The organism is Streptomyces sp. JJ66, from assembly GCF_019303495.1.
GTDB lineage: Bacteria > Actinomycetota > Actinomycetes > Streptomycetales > Streptomycetaceae > Streptomyces.
In genome coordinates this window covers 106,645-123,439 of record NZ_JAEVFI010000011.1, presented here as the reverse complement: position 1 = coordinate 123,439, position 16,795 = coordinate 106,645, and the positions used below count along the sequence as shown (strand labels likewise).

The 16,795-nt window shown below is 74.1% G+C and carries 17 protein-coding genes; 8 read left to right on the top strand and 9 right to left on the bottom strand.

Annotation, left to right across the window (positions count from 1 at the left end; all coding sequences use genetic code 11):
* Positions 1-193 precede the first annotated feature (193 nt).
* From JJV70_RS10275 to JJV70_RS10260, 4 genes are all read right to left on the bottom strand, one after another.
* Complete coding sequence (locus tag JJV70_RS10275) at positions 194-808, bottom strand: DNA-binding response regulator (RefSeq protein ID WP_219047515.1); 615 nt, start codon at positions 806-808, stop codon at positions 194-196.
* 40 nt (positions 809-848) lie between these two features.
* Positions 849-2,003: a histidine kinase gene (locus JJV70_RS23390; RefSeq protein WP_219047514.1), complete on the bottom strand. Its 1,155-nt coding sequence runs from the start codon at positions 2,001-2,003 to the stop codon at positions 849-851.
* Between the two features lie 375 nt (positions 2,004-2,378).
* A complete protein-coding gene (locus JJV70_RS10265) occupies positions 2,379-4,700 on the bottom strand; it encodes a TOMM precursor leader peptide-binding protein (RefSeq protein WP_219047513.1) in 2,322 nt (773 codons plus the stop codon).
* Positions 4,697-5,014 (bottom strand): hypothetical protein, encoded by a 318-nt coding sequence (locus JJV70_RS10260; RefSeq protein WP_219047512.1) that lies wholly within the window; start codon positions 5,012-5,014, stop codon positions 4,697-4,699. Before JJV70_RS10260 ends, JJV70_RS10265 begins: the two co-directional genes overlap by 4 nt.
* 249 nt (positions 5,015-5,263) lie before the next feature.
* Between JJV70_RS10260 and JJV70_RS10255 the strand changes: the two genes are divergently transcribed.
* From JJV70_RS10255 to JJV70_RS10235, 5 genes are all read left to right on the top strand, one after another.
* On the top strand, positions 5,264-6,052 hold the full coding sequence (locus tag JJV70_RS10255; protein WP_219047511.1) for an AfsR/SARP family transcriptional regulator: 789 nt from the start codon (positions 5,264-5,266) through the stop codon (positions 6,050-6,052).
* Between the two features lie 398 nt (positions 6,053-6,450).
* A complete protein-coding gene (locus tag JJV70_RS10250; protein ID WP_219047510.1) occupies positions 6,451-7,716 on the top strand; it encodes a beta-ketoacyl synthase in 1,266 nt (421 codons plus the stop codon).
* Positions 7,713-8,975, top strand: coding sequence for a ketosynthase chain-length factor (locus JJV70_RS10245; RefSeq protein WP_219047509.1), 1,263 nt, complete (start codon positions 7,713-7,715; stop codon positions 8,973-8,975). The genes JJV70_RS10250 and JJV70_RS10245 overlap by 4 nt, the downstream gene beginning before the upstream one ends.
* Before the next feature lie 114 nt (positions 8,976-9,089).
* Positions 9,090-9,386, top strand: coding sequence for an acyl carrier protein (locus JJV70_RS10240; protein WP_219047508.1), 297 nt, complete (start codon positions 9,090-9,092; stop codon positions 9,384-9,386).
* Between the two features lie 127 nt (positions 9,387-9,513).
* Positions 9,514-10,569: an acyltransferase domain-containing protein gene (locus tag JJV70_RS10235; protein WP_219047507.1), complete on the top strand. Its 1,056-nt coding sequence runs from the start codon at positions 9,514-9,516 to the stop codon at positions 10,567-10,569.
* A 161-nt stretch (positions 10,570-10,730) separates the two neighbouring features.
* On the opposite strand, the gene JJV70_RS10230 is transcribed toward JJV70_RS10235, so the two are convergent.
* Positions 10,731-11,435, bottom strand: coding sequence for a 2-phospho-L-lactate guanylyltransferase (locus JJV70_RS10230; protein WP_219047506.1), 705 nt, complete (start codon positions 11,433-11,435; stop codon positions 10,731-10,733).
* Positions 11,436-11,638: 203 nt separating this feature from the next.
* On the opposite strand from JJV70_RS10230, the gene JJV70_RS23385 reads away from it, so the two are divergent.
* The gene (locus JJV70_RS23385) at positions 11,639-12,094 is read left to right on the top strand and encodes a nuclear transport factor 2 family protein (RefSeq protein ID WP_308294767.1); all 456 of its coding nucleotides are present in this window, start codon (positions 11,639-11,641) and stop codon (positions 12,092-12,094) included.
* A 115-nt stretch (positions 12,095-12,209) separates the two neighbouring features.
* Here JJV70_RS23385 and JJV70_RS10220 read toward each other — a convergent pair whose 3' ends face one another.
* The 4 genes from JJV70_RS10220 to JJV70_RS10205 form a co-directional block, all read right to left on the bottom strand.
* Entirely contained in the window at positions 12,210-12,515 is a 306-nt protein-coding gene (locus tag JJV70_RS10220) for a hypothetical protein (RefSeq protein WP_219047505.1), read from the bottom strand.
* A gap of 61 nt (positions 12,516-12,576) precedes the next feature.
* A complete protein-coding gene (locus tag JJV70_RS10215; protein WP_219047504.1) occupies positions 12,577-13,527 on the bottom strand; it encodes an MBL fold metallo-hydrolase in 951 nt (316 codons plus the stop codon).
* Positions 13,524-14,048, bottom strand: coding sequence for a flavin reductase family protein (locus JJV70_RS10210; RefSeq protein WP_219047503.1), 525 nt, complete (start codon positions 14,046-14,048; stop codon positions 13,524-13,526). The genes JJV70_RS10215 and JJV70_RS10210 overlap by 4 nt, the downstream gene beginning before the upstream one ends.
* 22 nt (positions 14,049-14,070) lie before the next feature.
* Positions 14,071-14,856, bottom strand: coding sequence for an SDR family NAD(P)-dependent oxidoreductase (locus tag JJV70_RS10205; RefSeq protein ID WP_219047502.1), 786 nt, complete (start codon positions 14,854-14,856; stop codon positions 14,071-14,073).
* Positions 14,857-15,055: 199 nt separating this feature from the next.
* Between JJV70_RS10205 and JJV70_RS10200 the strand changes: the two genes are divergently transcribed.
* Together JJV70_RS10200 and JJV70_RS10195 are read left to right on the top strand one after the other, a co-directional pair.
* A complete protein-coding gene (locus tag JJV70_RS10200; RefSeq protein WP_219047501.1) occupies positions 15,056-15,523 on the top strand; it encodes an SRPBCC domain-containing protein in 468 nt (155 codons plus the stop codon).
* Positions 15,524-15,649: 126 nt separating this feature from the next.
* Complete coding sequence (locus JJV70_RS10195; protein WP_219047500.1) at positions 15,650-16,786, top strand: hydrolase; 1,137 nt, start codon at positions 15,650-15,652, stop codon at positions 16,784-16,786.
* Positions 16,787-16,795: the final 9 nt, after the last annotated feature.

Here is a 16,795-nt window from a genome sequence, read left to right as displayed (position 1 = left end):
TCGGTCGATTCGGCAACGCCGCGAGGCGCCGTGCCGGGCGTCGCGACGGGGCGAACCTTGGCTGACACGGCACTACTGGGCCTGACGCCGCAGGGCCGCCCGGAGGTGCGGAGCATGCTGGCGTGGGGTGTAGCCCGGCGGATAGACGGCGCAGGCCCGGCATGCTGTCGGCTGCCCACCGGCGGGCGCCGGATCACGCGATCCAGCCAGCCTCCTGGGCGATGCGGATCGCGTCCACCCGGTTGCGGGCCAGAAGTTTGGTGACGATCGCCGTCAGGTAGTTCCGTACGGTCCCGGTCGAGAGGTAGAGGCAGGCGGCGATCTCGGCGACCTCGGCGCCCTGCGCGGCGAGCCGCAGCACTTCCAGCTCCCGCGCGGAGAGCGGTATTTCCGGTACGTCCCAGGCGGTGAGGGCCAGCTGCGGGTCCAGCACCCGCTGCCCGGCCGCTACGGCGCGCACCGCGTGGGCGAGCTGGCTGGACGGCGCGTCCTTCAGCAGGAAGCCGTTGACTTGCGCGTTCAGCGCTCTGCGGACCGTGCCGGGGCGCCCGAGGCTGGTGAGGATGAGGGTGCGGCAGCCGGGCAGCTGTCTTCGGAGCTCGATCGCGGCCTCGATGCCGTCCTGCCGGGGCAGATCGACATCGATCACCGCCACGTCGGGCCGCGACCGCACGGCTTCGGCGACGACCTCGTCTCCCGCCGACACCTCGGCCACCACCTCCATGTCCCTCTCCAGTTGCAGGAGCGCGACGAGCGCTCCGCGAATCATCTGCACATCCTCCGCCAGCAGGACCTTCACGATCTTCATAACCCCCGTCAACCGTCCTCAGTGCGCGGCTGAAGCGCGTTCACCGTCTCAGCCCGGGGCACGGTGCCACCGGGGCCTCCACCACCAGTTGGAACGTCCCCGCACCGGGACGGTCCGCGTGCGCTGAGCCGCCGACCGCGGCGAGCCGGTCGGCCAGGTTTCCCAGGCCGCTGCCGCTGTGCGGCTCCCGGACCGGGCTCCGGCTGGGCACGCCGTCGTTCTCCACCACGAAACGGAGCCGCCCCGCCCGCTGCCGCAGCGTTATCCGGCACCTTTCGGCCTTGCTGTGCCGGAGAATGTTCGTCACCCCCTCGCGCAGAGCGATGGCCAGGACCGAGTCGATCACCGAGTCCAGCCGCTCCAGCTCCGGTGCGCTGGTGGTCACGTCTATGTCCGCGGCCTTCAACACCATCTCAGCCGATGTGAGTTCGGCGCGCAAGGACATGCTGCGATATGCGTGCGCGACCATGCGGACGTCGCTCAGCGCCCGCCGGGAGAGCTCGGAGACACTGGCGATCTCCTGCTGCGCCCGGTCGGCGTCCACGGGGGCGAGCCGGTGAGCGAGCTCGCTCTTCAGCGAGATCGCGGACAGGCTGTAGCCCAGCAGGTCGTGCAGGTCGCGGGAGAAGCGCAGCCGCTCGTTGCACACCGCCATGCGCGCCATCTCCCTCCGGGTGGCGTGCACTTCGGTGACCAGATGGGCCAGCCGTGCCATCCCGTACAGGATCAGCCCGGCCATGAGGGTGGAGGCCACGAGGTAGACGACGCCGACGGCGTCGGCGTCCGAGTCCAGCGCGGCTCCCAGCACGGCCAGCAGGATCACGCCGACCAGCGGCAGCGCTGCCCGGCCGGGCAGGAGCAGGAACAGCGATCCGGCCAGCGGACCGCCCATGCTGCCCCAGCTGAGGCCGTAGGCCAGGAAGGGTAAACAGGTGAGCGCCGCCTGTCCGGTGAGCGTCAGGACCCGGACCCACAGCGGCCACTCCCGGGCGCCGGGCGCGGTGTGGACGACGCTGTGGGCGGCGAAGAGCACCGTGACGCAGCCGAGGGAGAGCAGGAGTTCGGTGCGGTCCGGGTCGGAGCGCACCACGTTCAGCACCACGATCAGCGCGTAGTAGCCCAGCGTCGCCACGGCGATCGTCTTCGCGATGCGCGGTGCCGGGAGGCCGCCGAACGCCTGGTCCCGCTCCCGCACGTCGTCTTCCGGGTATTCCGGGTCTTCCGGCGCTCCGGACGCTGATGCCGTCCCCTCGCCTGACGCACCGTGAGCCGTCAACGGATGCACCGGTACCCCTTCCGAGGGAGGCTGGAAACCGACCCTGTTTGCGGGGAGTTTACCGTCAGGAACGGCGAGTGCGATATCCGTTGCGGAAAGCCCGGGATAACACGTGACGACAGCCTGGGCAGGCGCCAGCTCCCGGAACGGTGGGTGGCCCCGGGCGTCCCGGAGCGCCGGAGGGGCGGTTATCCGCGCGCCGGTCCGCCCGCACCCCGGGGGCGGTGGGGCGCGGGCGGACTGGCCGGAAGGCGCACCGGCGGGCGGGCGCCGGGGAAGGGGGCCGCACCCGGCTCAGGCGAAGAGCGGGATCGGATTCAGCTCGGGGTAGGGCGTCGGACGGTCCAGCCAGCCCAGCCGGACCGGCACGTCGAACAGCCTCCCCTCGGCGAAGCGCGCCCAGAAGTGCCGCAGGCCCGGCACGACCACCTTCACGACGGGGAGCCCGATGTCCGGGCGCGTCTGGTCGAGCACCAGCAACTCCATCCCCCGCGCGGACACCAGCCGTTCGACGGCCGCGACGTCCGCGCGCAGGTCAGCGCGCGGCGTGTAGGCCCAGTTTCCCGGCGCGCGGGCGGACTGCGCCGGATCGGGCCGTAGGTAGGGCTGGTTCGCCAGGGTGGCCCGCGTCCACCAGTCCAGCAGCTCCCGGTCCGCGTCCGGGTAGCGCGCCGGGGTGCCGGGCGGGCCCGCGCCGACCCCGGCCACCGGCCCGAGCAGCTGCGACATCTCCGTCACCGCGCGGCGCAGCGCCAGCCGGGGATCGAAGTGGGCGCCGAACCCGAAGGTGATGTCCTCGGCCGGTTTGTCGGTGCGCCGGGACAGCGCGGCCATGACCGGGATGCCGAAGTCCGAGGTGAGGTCGAGCACCCACAGGTCGCGGCGCAGGCGGGCGTAGCGTTCCCGCAGTTCGGTGAGCCACGGCTGGTCGAAGGCGTCGAGATCGACGGCGGGGTGCCGGGTGCGGTTGTACCACCACAGCGCCACCGCGTCCCGCTCGACGAGTTCGAGGAACCCCTGCACCACCGCGTCCTCCGGGCTGCTTCCCGCCGCGTTGCCGTTGGAGTCGGCGAGGACGCCGTCCGGATCGGGCGGGCTGGTGCCCGGGAAGTAGAGCATCGAGGTGGGCAGCAGCCGGTGGGTCCCGGCCGTCAGCGACCACATCGGCGTCCACTCGGCCGGACGGTGGGCGGCGAACGGTGCGGGCACCCGCTGGAAGGCGGAGTGCCGGGCGTTCCACCGGGTGCGCTCCGTGAACTGCCGCTCGGCGAACAGCTGGCAGGCGTTGGGGTGCACAGCGCTGTCCCCGAGCCCGTCGTAGGTTTCGCGGACGACGAGTTCGTCCCCCTGGCGGGTGGCCGAGTAGCGCTCCACCGCCTCGCACAGCGCGCCGATCTCGGCCTCCTCGGCGGTGACGCCCTTGCCGCCGCTCTGGCTGCGCAGACTGCCCCGCACCTCGGCGAGGGTGCGGCTGCCGAAGGCCAGGTTCTGGCCCGAATGGAAGCTGTGGAAACCGGCGGGCAGGCGCTCGTCACGCCGCACCGAGGAGACGATGCCGAGCACCGGGTCGATGAGATGGCCGTAACGTTCCCTCATCTGGGCCGTGGACAGCGACCGGTCGTTGCTGCCCGCCCCGCCCGCCTTCGGCCGGGATACCGGCACGAAGGGCCGGGCGGCCCCCGTGGCCACGAGCCCGGGGTCGCCGCAGGCGGCACACTGCGGCCGCCGGGTCACCGGGTGCGCGGTGTTCCGCAGCGTCCCGGTGTCCAGCACCGTCACCACCTCGTGGCTGGCCGCGCGCATCCCGGCCAGCCACTTGGCGGCTTCCAGCACCGCACCCTGGAGGCCCAGCCACAGTCCGGCTGGCAGCGACGCGGCTGGCCTGGGCACCGGGCCGTCCAGCGCCAGCGCCTGCTGGAGCGGCACCTCGGACCGGCGGTGGGCCCGCAGCCGGTGCGCCAGGCAGTTCCAGCACGGCCCCTCACCGGGCCGGAAGACGGGGCCGATCCACGGAGAGGCGGCGCCCGGAGCGGCGAGCAGCCAGGGCTGGCGGCGGGCCCGGTGCCAGGAGTCCACGGCGGCCAGCCGGGGCGCGAGGTAGTCGTCACACAGCACCAGCGACAGCGCGCCGTCGGCCGGGCCGCTCCCCAGGTGTCCGGGAGCGGCCACCGTCAGACCGGACGCGGCGCAGGCGGCCCGGGCCTGCCCGGGGTCCACCCGGCCGATTGACACGATGCGCACCGGCGAGCGGGACAGGGTCTGGCTGACGGACGGCCCGTCGAGACCGGCCAGCTCCCAGTAGGCGGCGGCCGCCCTCTCCTGCGGTGACCCGGCCCGGGCCGGGCGGTACCCGATCAGGCCCGCCCGCGCCAGGTCGGCGACGATGCGGCCCGCGTCCAGCGCCGGATCGAACGCCTGCGCTTCCCGCAGGAGTTCGGGCAGCGTGCGGCTGCCGTCCAGGAGCGGGGCGAGGTGCTGCACCTCCGCACCGTGCAGCACCGTCACCCCCTGCTCGGAGAGCAGGTAGACACCGTCTCCGGGAACGACGTCAACGCGCAGGTGGTGGCGGAATCCGACGCGCCGCGCCTCGTCGCTCTGCCGTATCCGCTCGGTCATGCCGTGACGGCTCCGCGGACCGGGGCGGCGGCGTGCGCGGCCGGCTCGGGGCAGCCGTGCGTGCAGCCCATCGTGTAGGCGCTGTCGGCGGTGGCCCACTGGGCGCCCAGCTGCTCGATCAGCACGCGTCCGCCGCTGTAGACGGGCTCGGCGACGCTGAGGCCGAACTGGCTGAGGACCGCGCCCGGGTCGCGGTCGTACCGCGCGGCCAGGGCGGGCTCCAGACCGAGGCGGGCGGCCAGCTCCGAAGAGCGCAACTCCTCGGCCACGGAAGGACGGGTGGGGCAGGTGGCGAGACGGGGGTGCTGCGGCATGACGTCCATGGGAACCCTCCAACGATGGGCGAGTGAGCGTTCGGTGACCGCTCGGTGGTTCCCAGTCTGCTGACGGCGCCCGCGCACCGACAGTGCCACCTTCACCTCGACGGCGGGAAATCTTCACATGCCGCTTGGTGTTCCCCTCACTGGGCCTGCGGGGTATGCGGGTGTGACGCTTCCGGAAGAACGACGACCGAAGGCCGGGCGGTAATCCCGGCAGGAACCCCGCCGGAAGGGCACGCACCCATGGACGTCAGCATTCTGGGACCGTTCACCGCCACCCTGAACGGCGTGTCGGTGCTGCCGAGCGCCGCCAAGCCGCGTCAGGTACTGGCCCTGCTCGCACTGCACTCGGACCGCATGGTCACCGTCTCCACCCTCATGGAGGAACTGTGGGGGGAGGCCATACCGCGCAGTGCCGCCACCACGCTCCAGACCTACATCCTCCAGTTGCGCCGCCGGATCGGCGCTGCGCTGGCCGGGCGCACCACCGGCCTGGAACCCAAGGACATCCTGCTCACCCGGCACGGCGGCTACGTCCTCCAGGTCCAGCCGGGCCAGCTCGACATCCAGGAGTTCGAGCAGTACGCGGAGGACGGCCGGGCGGCGTGCGAGGCGGGTGACCACGAGACGGGCTCCGCGCTGCTGCGCAAGTCCCTGGCCATCTGGCGCGGCCCGTCGCTGGTGGACGTACCGGTGGGCGGCGTCCTCGAACTGGAGACCCTGCGCCTGGAGGAGGGCCGGATGGCCGCCCTCGAACGCCGCATCGACGCCGACATGCGCCTCGGCCGCCACGGGTCGCTGATCCCCGAACTCACCGTGCTGGCCGCCAAGTACCCGATGCACGAGAACTTCTGCGCCCAGCTGATCATCGCCCTGCACCGCTCCGGCAGCTCCTGGCGCGCCCTGGAGGCGTACCGCAGGCTGCGCACCACCCTGGTCAACGAACTCGGCCTGGAACCCTCCCCCCGGCTCCAGCGCCTCCAGCAGACCGTACTCGCAGGCGAACACGACCTCCTGCCCGCAGCGCCCTGACCTCTGCGGGGACTCGTCGCGCAAGCGCCGCCGCCCGCCAGCCTCCGCCCGGGCAGCGGCGCTTCGGCCTGCCCGCGCACCCACCCGGCCGCCGCCGTCCGCGCGGGCCGGTTCCACGCGGGCGCGAGCAGGGGTTGAGGGGGCGCCCGAAACATGACCGCACCGGTGGGAGGCCGAACGCCACAAGCGTGCGGCGGCCCGGCTCGGAGTCCGGGACGGGGGTGGACACCCCACACCCGTCCGGGCTCTGCCGATCCCACCGGGAACGCCACACCCGCACAGCACACCGGAAGAACAGCCCGCACAGCCGGAACGAGGGGATTTGTTGTGATGTGGTCAGCTCTGTCCCACCGGGGGCCCCAGCGGCCTCCGGCTTCGAGAAAGGCGAGGTAGCCGCCATGCGCAGGGTCGCCATCACAGGCATCGGCGTCGTCGCCCCCGGCGGCGTCGGGGTGAAGGACTACTGGAGCCTGCTCACCGCCGGGCGTTCGGCCACCCGGGCCATCTCCTTCTTCGACGCCTCGCCGTTCCGCTCCCGGGTGGCCGCCGAGTGCGACTTCGACCCGCGGCTGGCGGGGCTGGGGCCGCAGGAGATCCGGCGGATGGACCGCGCGGCACAGTTCGCCGTCGTCAGCACGCGGGAGGCGCTGGCCGACAGCGGGCTCGACGTGGACGCGGTGGACCCGTCCCGGACCGGCACCTCGCTCGGCAGCGCCGTGGGCTGCACGACCAGCCTGGAGCGGGAGTACGTCGTGGTCAGCGACGGCGGCCGCACGTGGGAGGTGGACCACACCTTCGCCGTCCCCGAGCTGTACCGGCACTTCGTGCCCAGCTCGATGGCCGCCGAGGTGGGCCACGCCGCACGCGCCGAAGGACCGGCCGCCGTCGTCTCCACCGGCTGCACCTCGGGGGTGGACGCCATCGGCCACGCCGCCGAACTGATCCGCGAGGGCACCGCCGACGTCATGGTGGCCGGTGCCACCGAGGCCCCGATCTCCCCGATCACCTCCGCCTGCTTCGACGCCATCCTCGCCACCACCCCCCGCAACGACGACCCCGAGCACGCCTGCCGCCCCTTCGACCGGACCCGCAACGGCCTCGTCCTGGGCGAGGGCGCGGCAGTGCTGATCATGGAGGAGCTGGAGCACGCCCGGCGGCGCGGCGCCCACCTCTACGCCGAGGTCGCCGGGTTCGCCTCCCGCTGCAACGCCTACCACATGACCGGCCTCAAGCCCGACGGCCGCGAGATGTCCGAGGCGATCGACGCCGCGCTGGCCGACGGCCGCGTCAACCCCACCGACATCGGCTACATCAACGCCCACGGCTCGGGCACCAAGATGAACGACCGGCACGAGACCGGCGCCGTCAAACGCAGCCTGGGCGAGCACGCCTACCGGACGCCGATGAGCTCCATCAAGTCCATGATCGGCCACTCCCTGGGTGCCATCGGCGCGCTGGAGATCGCGGCCTGCGCGCTCGCGATGGAACACGGCGTCCTGCCGCCCACGGCCAACCTGCACGACCCCGACCCCGAGTGCGATCTCGACTACATCCCGCTGCACGCCCGCGAGGCACGTCCCGACGTGGTGCTCAGTGTGGCCAGCGGCTTCGGCGGTTTCCAGAGCGCGATGCTGCTGGCCCGCCCGGAGAGGAGCCTGGCATGACCGCCACCGCCACCGCGCCCGCCCGCCCGGCCCGCACGGCGACCGCGACCGCCGTGGTCACCGGTCTGGGCATCACCGCACCCAACGGGCTCGGCACCGAGGAGTTCTGGGCGGCCACCCTGGCCGGCACCAGCGGACTGGGCACGGTCACCCGTTTCGATGTGACCGGCTACCCCGCCACCGTCGCCGGGGAGATCGGCGGCTACCGCGCGGAGGAGCACATTCCCAGCCGCCTGCTGCCGCAGACCGACCACATGACGCGGCTCGCCCTCACCGCCACCGACTGGGCGCTCACCGACGCCGGGGTGGTGCCCGGCGACCTGCCCGAGTACGGCATGGGCGTGGTGACCTCGGCCTCCGGCGGCGCGGTGGAGTTCGGCCAGCGCGAGCTGCAGAACCTGTGGAGCCAGGGCAAGGAGTACGTCAGCGCCTACCAGTCCTTCGCCTGGTTCTACGCCGTCAACACCGGCCAGATCTCCATCCGCCACAAGATGCGCGGCCCCAGCGGCGTCCTGCTCACCGAGCAGGCGGGCGGCATCGACGCGCTCGGGCAGGCCCGCCGGCACATCCGCCGGGGGACGCCGCTGGTGGTGGCGGGCGGGGTAGACGCCGCCCTGTGCCCCTGGGGCTGGGTGCCGCAGCTCGCCACCGGGCTGCTCAGCACCGAGCCCGACCCGGCCCGCGCCTACCGGCCCTTCGCCGCCGACGCCAGCGGCTACGTGCCGGGGGAGGGCGGCGCGATCCTCGTCGTCGAGGACGCCGACACCGTCCGCGAGCGCGGAGCCACCCAGGTCTACGGCGAACTGGCTGGCTACGCGGCCACGCTGGACGCGGCGCCCGGCACTCCGGGGCCGTCCCGGCTCCGCCGGGCGGCGGAGAACGCCCTGGCCGACGCGGGCCTGACCCCCGGGGACATCGACGTCGTCTTCGCGGACGCCGCCGGAACCCCCGGGCTGGACCGCGCCGAGGCCCAAGCCCTGACCGAACTGTTCGGCCCGCGCGGCGTCCCCGTCACCGCGCCGAAGACGATGACCGGACGACTGCTGGCGGGCGGCGCCTCGCTCGACGTCGCGACGGCCCTGCTGGCCCTGCGCGACGGCGTCATCCCGCCCACCGCGCACGTCACCGAAGCCGACCCCGGATACGGCATCGACCTGGTGACGGGCGCCCCGCGCGAGACCGCGCCGCGCACCGCGCTGGTGCTCGCCCGTGGTCACGGCGGCTTCAACGCCGCGCTGGTGGTACGCCGCGCCGCCTGACGCGGACACCACAGCCGCGCCCCGAACCCCCACACCGTTCCACCCCGTTTGTTGTGCCCACCCGTTCGGACGCCGTCGGCGATCCCGCCGCACCGGCCCCAGAGAGGACACCCCATGAGCAGCACCGCAGCCGCCACCGACACCGCGGCCACCATCACCCTCGCCGACCTCACCCGGATGCTCCGCGAGAGCGCGGGCGAGGAGGAGGGCGTTGACCTGGACGGCGACGTCCTGGACACCCCCTTCATGGAGCTCGGCTACGACTCCCTCGCCCTGCTCCAGGTGATCGGCCAGATCCAGCGCGACTACTCCCTGCAGATCCCCGACGACGCCGTGGTGGACGCGGAGACCCCGCGCGCCCTGCTGGAAGTCATCAACGACAGTGTCCGGCTCCCCGCCCCGCTGGTCTGACCCGCCGGGGTGGCCGCCCGCCGCGCCCAGAGCGCGGCGGGCGGCCGTCGTCGTCCCACCCTCTGGTGAGCGCCTTCCTGAGCGCGGCCCCCCGTTCTCCACCGGCACCGAACACCTCGGGAGAGAGATGTCACCCAGCACCCACCGCCGTCCCGTCGCCCTGCTCTTCCCCGGCCAGGGGTCCCAGCACCTGCGCATGGCCGCGGGCCTCTACCGGCACGACCCCGTCTTCACCCTGGCCATGGACCGGGTGCTCGGCCTCATGGGCGGGGAAGGCCCTGCCCTGCGGCGCGACTGGCTCAGCGACGATCCCGCGATCGGCATCGACGACGTCCGCCGCGCCCAGCCCCTGCTCTTCGCCGTTGACTACTCCCTGGGCCGGATGGTGCTCAGCTGGGGCGTGCGCCCCACCGCACTGCTCGGCCACTCGGCGGGCGAACTGGCCGCCGCCGCCCTCGCGGGCGTGATGCGGCTTTCCGACGCCGTCCGCATGGTGCGCGAACGGGTGCGGGCCGCCCTGCTCGTCCCGCCGGGCGGCATGCTCGCTGTGGGGGCGTCCGCCGAACAGGTCCGGCCCTTTCTGACCCCCGATGTCGTGCTTGCCGCCGTCAACGCCACCGCCCAGGTGATGCTGGCCGGTCCGGGCGAGCCGCTGGACCGGGTCGCCGACGCGCTGCGCGGCACCGGCCTGACCGTCGTGCGGGTGCCCGCCACCTCCCCCTTCCACAGCCCGGCGATGGCCCCGGCGAGCGACGCCATCGAGCCGGTGTACGCCACTGTCCGCTTCCGCCCGCCGACGGTGGCGCTCTACTCGGGCTACACGGGCGGGCTGATGACGGACGAGAACGCGTGCAGCCCGCGCTTCTGGGCCCGTCAGGTCACCGATCCCGTCTACTTCGCGCCCGCGCTCGACCTGCTCCTGGCGGCCGACGACATGCACCTGGTGGAAGCGGGGCCGCGCCAGACCCTGACCGCATTCGCCCGGCGGCACCGGGCCGTCCGGGTCCGCGCGAGCGCCGCTACCGCGCTGCTGCCCGCCCGCCCGGGAACACCGGACGCGGACCGGGCGGCGGTCGCGACCGCGGCGCGGCGGCTGCGGGAGGAGGGGTACCCGCGTGCCCTCCCGGTCACCGCGAACGCTCCGGCGCCGACGCCAGAACCCGCGCTGGCCGAGGCCGGCTGACCGGCGTTCCGCGCCGGAGGCGGCCCCGGCGTGCTGGCGTCGGCGTGCTGGCGTCGGCGACGACCGGCGTGCGGACGTGGACGTGTGACGGCCTGGCACGCCCGTATGGCCCCAACGCGTTCGGGCGGCCAGCGCGTTCGGGCGGCCCGGCGCGGGGCCGGTCAGCGTGCGGTCGCCGGAGTCGGGGACGGGTGCACCCAGGTGCCCAGGATGCCCCGGGTGAACGGTCCCAGACCCCGCAGGTGCGCGGTCACCAGATCGCCCGGGGCATCCACGTCCAGCCGCAGCCCCACCGTGCCCCGGCAGGTCAGCTCCAGCGCCCCGCCGCGCCGTTGCTGGCCGCACGCGCCGGAGCCGAAGGCCGGATCGACGGCGCGCGGGCAGCCGGAGGTCAGCGCGGTGACGCCCCGGCCCGAACGGTCCGGGACGAAGGTGCGGGGGTGCATGCGGGCGACGGTCAGCACCTGGTGCAGCTCCGAGGGGCGCAGCGTGGGCAGGTCGGCGGCCAGCACGCAGACCGGGGCGGCGGGAACCAGCCCGGCGGCGGTCGCCACGCCGCGCCGCACCGTCTCGCGCACATCGGCCCGCGGCGGCACGTGCCCGGTGACCGCCCCGAGCGTGCGCGCCTGCCGGGCCGCCAGTGGGTCCCTGGTCGCCACGACGACCAGGCCCACGCAGGCGGTGGCCCGCACCGCGCGCAGCGTGTCGAGGAAGAACGCGTGCGCCAGCTCGCGGCGGTGGTAGCCCGCGACGGCGGCCAGGTCCGGCTTGGCGTACTCGAAGGACTCCACCGGCAGCACCACCGACCAGGCCGCCGCTGGCCGGACGTCCCCGGGCGCCGGGCCGGTGTCAACGAGGGGTGTCATGCGCCCAGGCTGCGGACGCCCGCTGGAGCACGGGCGGAGAACCGGCGGAAGTCCCGCGCGGCCCGCGCCCCGGCGCCACGCCTGCCCAGGGGCCACCGGGGGATGTGGAGCCGTCCTCCAGCACCGCTGGAGCACCGCCCGGCACGATCGTCGGCACCAGGCCCGGCCCCGGTCAGCGGGGGCGGCGACGAGAGGAGCGACTCGTGGGGCATCCCGTACAGCAGGCCGACCAGCCCACCACGCGGCAGGTCACCGGCGATCTCTACGCCGAGGTGCAGACCTTCTTCGCCCGTCAGATGCGGTGTGTGGACGCGCTCGACATCGAGGGGTTCGCGGCCACGTTCACCGAGGACGGCGTGGTGGTGCACGCCTCCGGCGACCGTGCCGAGGGCCGCGCCGCCATGATCGCCGGCATGCGCGCCAACCTGCCGCGCTACCAGGGCATCGCCGTCCGCCACTGGTTCGACAAGCTGCTCATCGAACCCCAGGAGGACGGCTCGGTGCACGTCTCCTACTACACGCTGGTGACGCAGGTGAACCGCGAGGGCCAGGTCGCCTTCCAGCCCACGTTCACCGTGGACGACGTCCTCGTGCGGGTGGACGGGGAACTGCGCACCCGGTCCCGGGTGATCCACCGGGACACCCCGGCCGCGTCCTGACGCCGTGGGCCGCCTCCCGGCGCCCCGCCCTACCGTCCGGACGGTCCACGCCCGGACGGTCCACGCCCCGGCGGTCCACGGCCGGTGCCGTGCGGACCGCCCGGGCGCGGCGCCGTCAGTCGATGCCGCGCCAGATGTGCGGCTCGAACCCGGCGTCGTCCTCCCCGGCCAGCAGGCAGGGGGACATGGGCGCCGTGGCGGGCCACGCACGGGAGCGGGACGCCCCGGCGCGGAAGCCGTCCTCCGCCGGATGGACGGCGACGGGCTGGGCGCGGACGCCTGAGGTGCCGAACCCGCCGGGATGGGCCGCGGTACGGGTGTCCGGCGCTGCGGGCCGGGGTGGGCCGGGCGCGGGACGCCCCTCGGTGTGCCCGGTGTGCCCGGGCTTCTCGGCCCTCAGGAGCAGCGGTGGTCTCGCCATGGTTCGGGTCCTTCCTGTCGGCTCCCCGGGGTCTCATCCCTCGGTGTGTCCGGCGTCGCGGTCAGGCGTGGCACTCCGGAAGCCGCCCGCCCAGCGCCACCAGGTCGGCGAAGGCGGCCTGGACGTCGATCCGCCCTCCCGGCGGCGTGCCGCTCCGCTCCGCGTAGGCCCGGTGCAGGTTGGCCGCCAGCCGCTCGGCGTCCGGGAGTTCGGCATACGGGCCGGGTCCGGCCGCCCGCGCGGCCTCCAGCGGCGTCAGCCCCGCCCGGAGTCCGTCGTCAGCGATCGCCAGGACGTGGCGTAGGTACCGCTCGGTCTCGTCCAGCACCTCGGGCCCGGCCACCGGGCCGTGCCCGGCGACGACCACGCGCGGACGCAGCGCCCGCATCCGGTCCAGCGCCCGGAAGGAGCCCTCGAAGGAGCCCATCAGGACGAACGGGGTCACCTGCGACCACGCCACGTCGCCGGTGAAGAGCACCCCGCGCTCCGGCACCCAGGCGACGACGTCGCCCGCCGTGTGCGCCGGGCCGAAGTGCAGGAGTTCGACGCTGAGGTCACCGGTGTGCACCGTCAGCGCGTCCCGGAACGTCAGGTCCGGCAGCACCAGGCGCAGATCGCCCCAGGGCACGTCCGGCCACAGGCCGCACAACCCGAGTCCGGACTCGGCCATGTCCGAGCGGGCGCTGGCGTGCGCGAGGACCCGGGCGCGGGGCGTGAAGTGGGAGTTGCCGAAGACGTGATCGCCGTGGAAGTGCGTGTTGACCAGCAGGTCCGGCCCGTCCGGTACCAGGCGCAGCACCTCCTCGCGCAGGCGGCGCGTCCGGGACTCGGTGGCGGCGGTGTCGATCAGCAGCGCCGTCTCACCGAGGACCAGCCCGGCGTTGTTCAGGCACCAGCCGCCGTGGGGCTGGACGAAGGCGTGTACGCCGTCAGCGACTTCCGTCAGGACGCCGGGTGCGCCCCGCGCCGGTGCCGGTGCTTCCGGGGCGGCCGGAGCGGCCGGGGCGTTCACGCGGCACGCTCCGGGAGCGTGGTGAACCGGCCGTGGTGGAAGACGAGGGGCGCGGCGCCGGGGCTGCCGCCGTGCACGGCCACCACCTCTCCGATGAGCACCGCGTGGTCTCCGGCGGGGTGCACCGCCCTCAGGTGGCACTCGAAGGCGCTGACCGCGTCCGGGATGACCGCGTTGCCGGTGGCTCCCGTAACGGCGCCGCAGCGCAGCATGGCGGCCTCGCCCTCCGGCCGGTCGGGGCGGGCGAACTCGCCGCCCAGTTCGCGGTGCCAGGCGGCGAGGACGCTGACGGCGAAGCTGCCGTGGCGCTCCACCCGGGGCCGCATCCGGCCGTCCGCCTTGACGGAGACCGACAGCAACAGGGGGTCCAGGGACACCGAGGTGAGGCTGTTGAGGGTGATGATGGCGGTGTCGGGGCCGCTGCCCTGGGTGAGCAGGGTGACGCCGGTGGGGAAGCGGCCCATGGCGGTGCGGAAGGTGGCGACATCGGTCTCGGCCAGCACGGGCAGGGCGTTCGGCATGGTGATTCCTTCCGGGCGGCGGTCAGTAGTTACCGAGGCCGCCGCAGACGTTGAGGGCCTGCGAGGTGATCGACGCGGCGGTGTCCGAGGCCAGGTAGCCGACGAGCCCGGCCACCTCCTCGGGGGTGGAGTAGCGGCCCATCGGGATCTTCGCCTGGAACTTCTCCAGTACCTCCTGCTCACTGACGCCCCAGTGATGGGCGTATCCCTGGCGGACCCGCCCGGCCATCGGCGTCTCGACATAGCCGGGGCAGACGGCGTTCACCGTCACCCCGGACCGCGCCAGCTCGTTGCCGACGGCCTTGGTGAAGCCGATGACGCCGTGCTTGGAGGCGGAGTAGGGGGCGGCCAGGGCGACGCCCTGCTTGCCGCCGGTAGAGGCGATGCTGATGACCCGCCCCCAGCCGTTCTCCAGCATCCCCCCGTGCCGCAGCACCTCGCGGGTGACCAGGAAGACGCCGTTGAGGTTGACGTCGATGACGTCGTACCAGATGTCGTCCGCCAGGGTCGCCGTCACCCCGCCGCCGCCCCGGCCCGCGTTGTTGACCAGGATGTCCACCCGGCCAAACGTGGCGACGGCCGCCGCCACGGCGGCTGACACCTGCTCGGCGGAGGAGACGTCGCACGCGGCGCCGTCCGCCTCGAACCCCTCGGCGCGCAGCCGCTTGACCAGCGTCCGCACGTCCTCCCCCGAGCGGGCGCAGCCGAACACCGCGACGCCCTGGCGGGCCAGCAGCTCGGTGACGGCGAGACCGATGCCGCTGGTCGCCCCCGTGATGAACGCGACCCGTCGTTCCGTTTCAGCCATCGTGACCTCCTGTGGGTGCCCGCTGCCGGACGGCTTGGGGCTGACGTGGCGACGACCGTGACAACGGCACCTCGCGCCGGTCTCGGCGGGGCCTTGAACCGTTCTGGAGGGGACGGGTCCAGCCCGGCTCGACGGGGCGTCGAGCCGGGGCGGCGAGCGTGCCGGGCACGTGCCAGCCAAGCCGAACCAAGGAGCCGCCATGCCCGTGCAACCCCTGCCGGACGTCCGCAAGTCGGTGGTCGTCGCCGCCACTCCCGAGAAGGCGTTCCAGGTCTTCACCGAGCGTCCCTCCGACTGGTGGCCCGACCACCACGTCCTGCTGAAGACGGCGCGCGTCGGCCTGGCCTTCGAGCCCGTGGTCGGCGGCCGGTACTACGAGTGGGACGCCGAGGGGCGGCAGCAGGACTGGGGACGTGTCCTCACCTGGGAGCCGCCGCACCGCCTCGCCATGACGTGGCGCATCTCGCCGACCTGGCAGCCGCTGGACGACGACGAGTTCGCCAGCGAGATCGAGGTCGAGTTCACGCCCGTGGACGCACACCACACCCGCGTCGAACTCGCGCACGTCAAACTGCACCAGCACGGCGAGGGCGCCGAGCGCATTCACCAGGCCCTTCAGGGACCCAGCCCGGGGGACACCCTGGAGCGCTTCGGCAGGCTGTTCTGAGCCAGCCGGAGGCGACACCGGGCGGGGAGCCCGCGGTGGTCCAGCGTGCGTGCATCCCCCCTCTAGCCGGTGCCGAAACGCTGGACAGCCGACGGACTCTCCCGCCCCCGCCCTGGAGGTACCAGCATGCTGACCCAGACACCACCGGACACCGGCCTGGAGACGGCCGCCGATGAGGTCCGGCAACTCGCCGCGCACCGGGCCCCCGAGGCGGACCGCTCCGGCGCCCTCGACCCCGAGGTCGTCCGGGCCGTCCGCCGGGCCGGGTTCGGCCGCCACTTCGTGGCCCGCCACCTCGGCGGCGCGGAGGGCACCTTCGCCGCGCTGACCCGGGCCGTGTCCACCGTCGGGGAGGGCTGCGCGGCCACCGCCTGGTGCGCCTCCCTGGCCGCCTACTCCTCCCGCTTCGCGAGCCTGCTCCCCCCGCAGGGGCACGAGGAGCTGTGGGGGCGCGACCCCGACACGCTGGTGGCGACCGGCCTGGTGCCGTCCGGGCGGGCGGAGGCCAGCGGCGACGACTGGTCGCTGAGCGGAAGCTGGGGCTACGTCAGCGGGATCGACGACGCGGACTGGGCCCTGGTCTGCGCGCCGGTGGCCGATCCGGCCTCCGGTACCGCCCCGGCCGCCGGACCGCCCGAGACGCGGTTCTTCGCGCTGCCGCGCGGCAGCTACCAGGTGACCCCCACCTGGGACGCCACCGGCATGCGGGCCACCGGCAGCCACACCCTCACCGTCCAGGACGCCCGGGTACCGGCCCACCTGTCCTTCTCCCGGCGGGCGATGCTCTCCGGCCACAACGCGCACTCCACCGTGCCCGCGCACAACGTGCCCTTCCAGGCCGTCGGCGGGCTGACGTTCATCGCCCCGGCGCTCGGCGCGGCGGTTGGCTGCCTGGCGGCGGGGGCCGCCGCACTGGGAGCGCGCCGCCGCACGCAGGCGGCCGAACTCGCCCTCGTGCGCGCGTCGGGCCGTATCGACGCGGCTCGTCACCTCGTAGCGCAGAACGCCGAGGTAATCGACGACCGGCACTTCACACCGGAACTGATGGCCCGCAACGAGCGCAACGCTACCTTCGCCGCCGAACTGCTCCAGGAGGCGGTCGGCCTCGTGGTGCGGGCATCCGGCACCGGGGGACTCGCCCAGGGGCGGCCCGTCGAGCGGTTCTGGCGTGACGTCACCACCGCCACCAGCCACATCGCCCTCCAGTACGACACGGCGGCCCGCAAGAACTACTCGGCCGTCCTCGCCGGGCCAGAGAGCTGATCCGCGATG

Bases quoted from the DNA above. Each gene is read 5' to 3' on its own strand.
- JJV70_RS10210 (WP_219047503.1), bottom strand. From the start codon at position 14,048: ATGCCGAACGCCCTGCCCGTGCTGGCCGAGACCGATGTCGCCACCTTC.
- JJV70_RS10205 (WP_219047502.1), bottom strand. From the start codon at position 14,856: ATGGCTGAAACGGAACGACGGGTCGCGTTCATCACGGGGGCGACCAGC.
- JJV70_RS10240 (WP_219047508.1), top strand. From the start codon at position 9,090: ATGAGCAGCACCGCAGCCGCCACCGACACCGCGGCCACCATCACCCTC.
- JJV70_RS10250 (WP_219047510.1), top strand. From the start codon at position 6,451: ATGCGCAGGGTCGCCATCACAGGCATCGGCGTCGTCGCCCCCGGCGGC.
- JJV70_RS10230 (WP_219047506.1), bottom strand. From the start codon at position 11,435: ATGACACCCCTCGTTGACACCGGCCCGGCGCCCGGGGACGTCCGGCCA.
- JJV70_RS10265 (WP_219047513.1), bottom strand. From the start codon at position 4,700: ATGACCGAGCGGATACGGCAGAGCGACGAGGCGCGGCGCGTCGGATTC.
- JJV70_RS10195 (WP_219047500.1), top strand. From the start codon at position 15,650: ATGCTGACCCAGACACCACCGGACACCGGCCTGGAGACGGCCGCCGAT.
- JJV70_RS10275 (WP_219047515.1), bottom strand. From the start codon at position 808: ATGAAGATCGTGAAGGTCCTGCTGGCGGAGGATGTGCAGATGATTCGC.
- JJV70_RS10235 (WP_219047507.1), top strand. From the start codon at position 9,514: ATGTCACCCAGCACCCACCGCCGTCCCGTCGCCCTGCTCTTCCCCGGC.
- JJV70_RS10260 (WP_219047512.1), bottom strand. From the start codon at position 5,014: ATGCCGCAGCACCCCCGTCTCGCCACCTGCCCCACCCGTCCTTCCGTG.
- JJV70_RS10255 (WP_219047511.1), top strand. From the start codon at position 5,264: ATGGACGTCAGCATTCTGGGACCGTTCACCGCCACCCTGAACGGCGTG.
- JJV70_RS10245 (WP_219047509.1), top strand. From the start codon at position 7,713: ATGACCGCCACCGCCACCGCGCCCGCCCGCCCGGCCCGCACGGCGACC.
- JJV70_RS10200 (WP_219047501.1), top strand. From the start codon at position 15,056: ATGCCCGTGCAACCCCTGCCGGACGTCCGCAAGTCGGTGGTCGTCGCC.
- JJV70_RS10220 (WP_219047505.1), bottom strand. From the start codon at position 12,515: ATGGCGAGACCACCGCTGCTCCTGAGGGCCGAGAAGCCCGGGCACACC.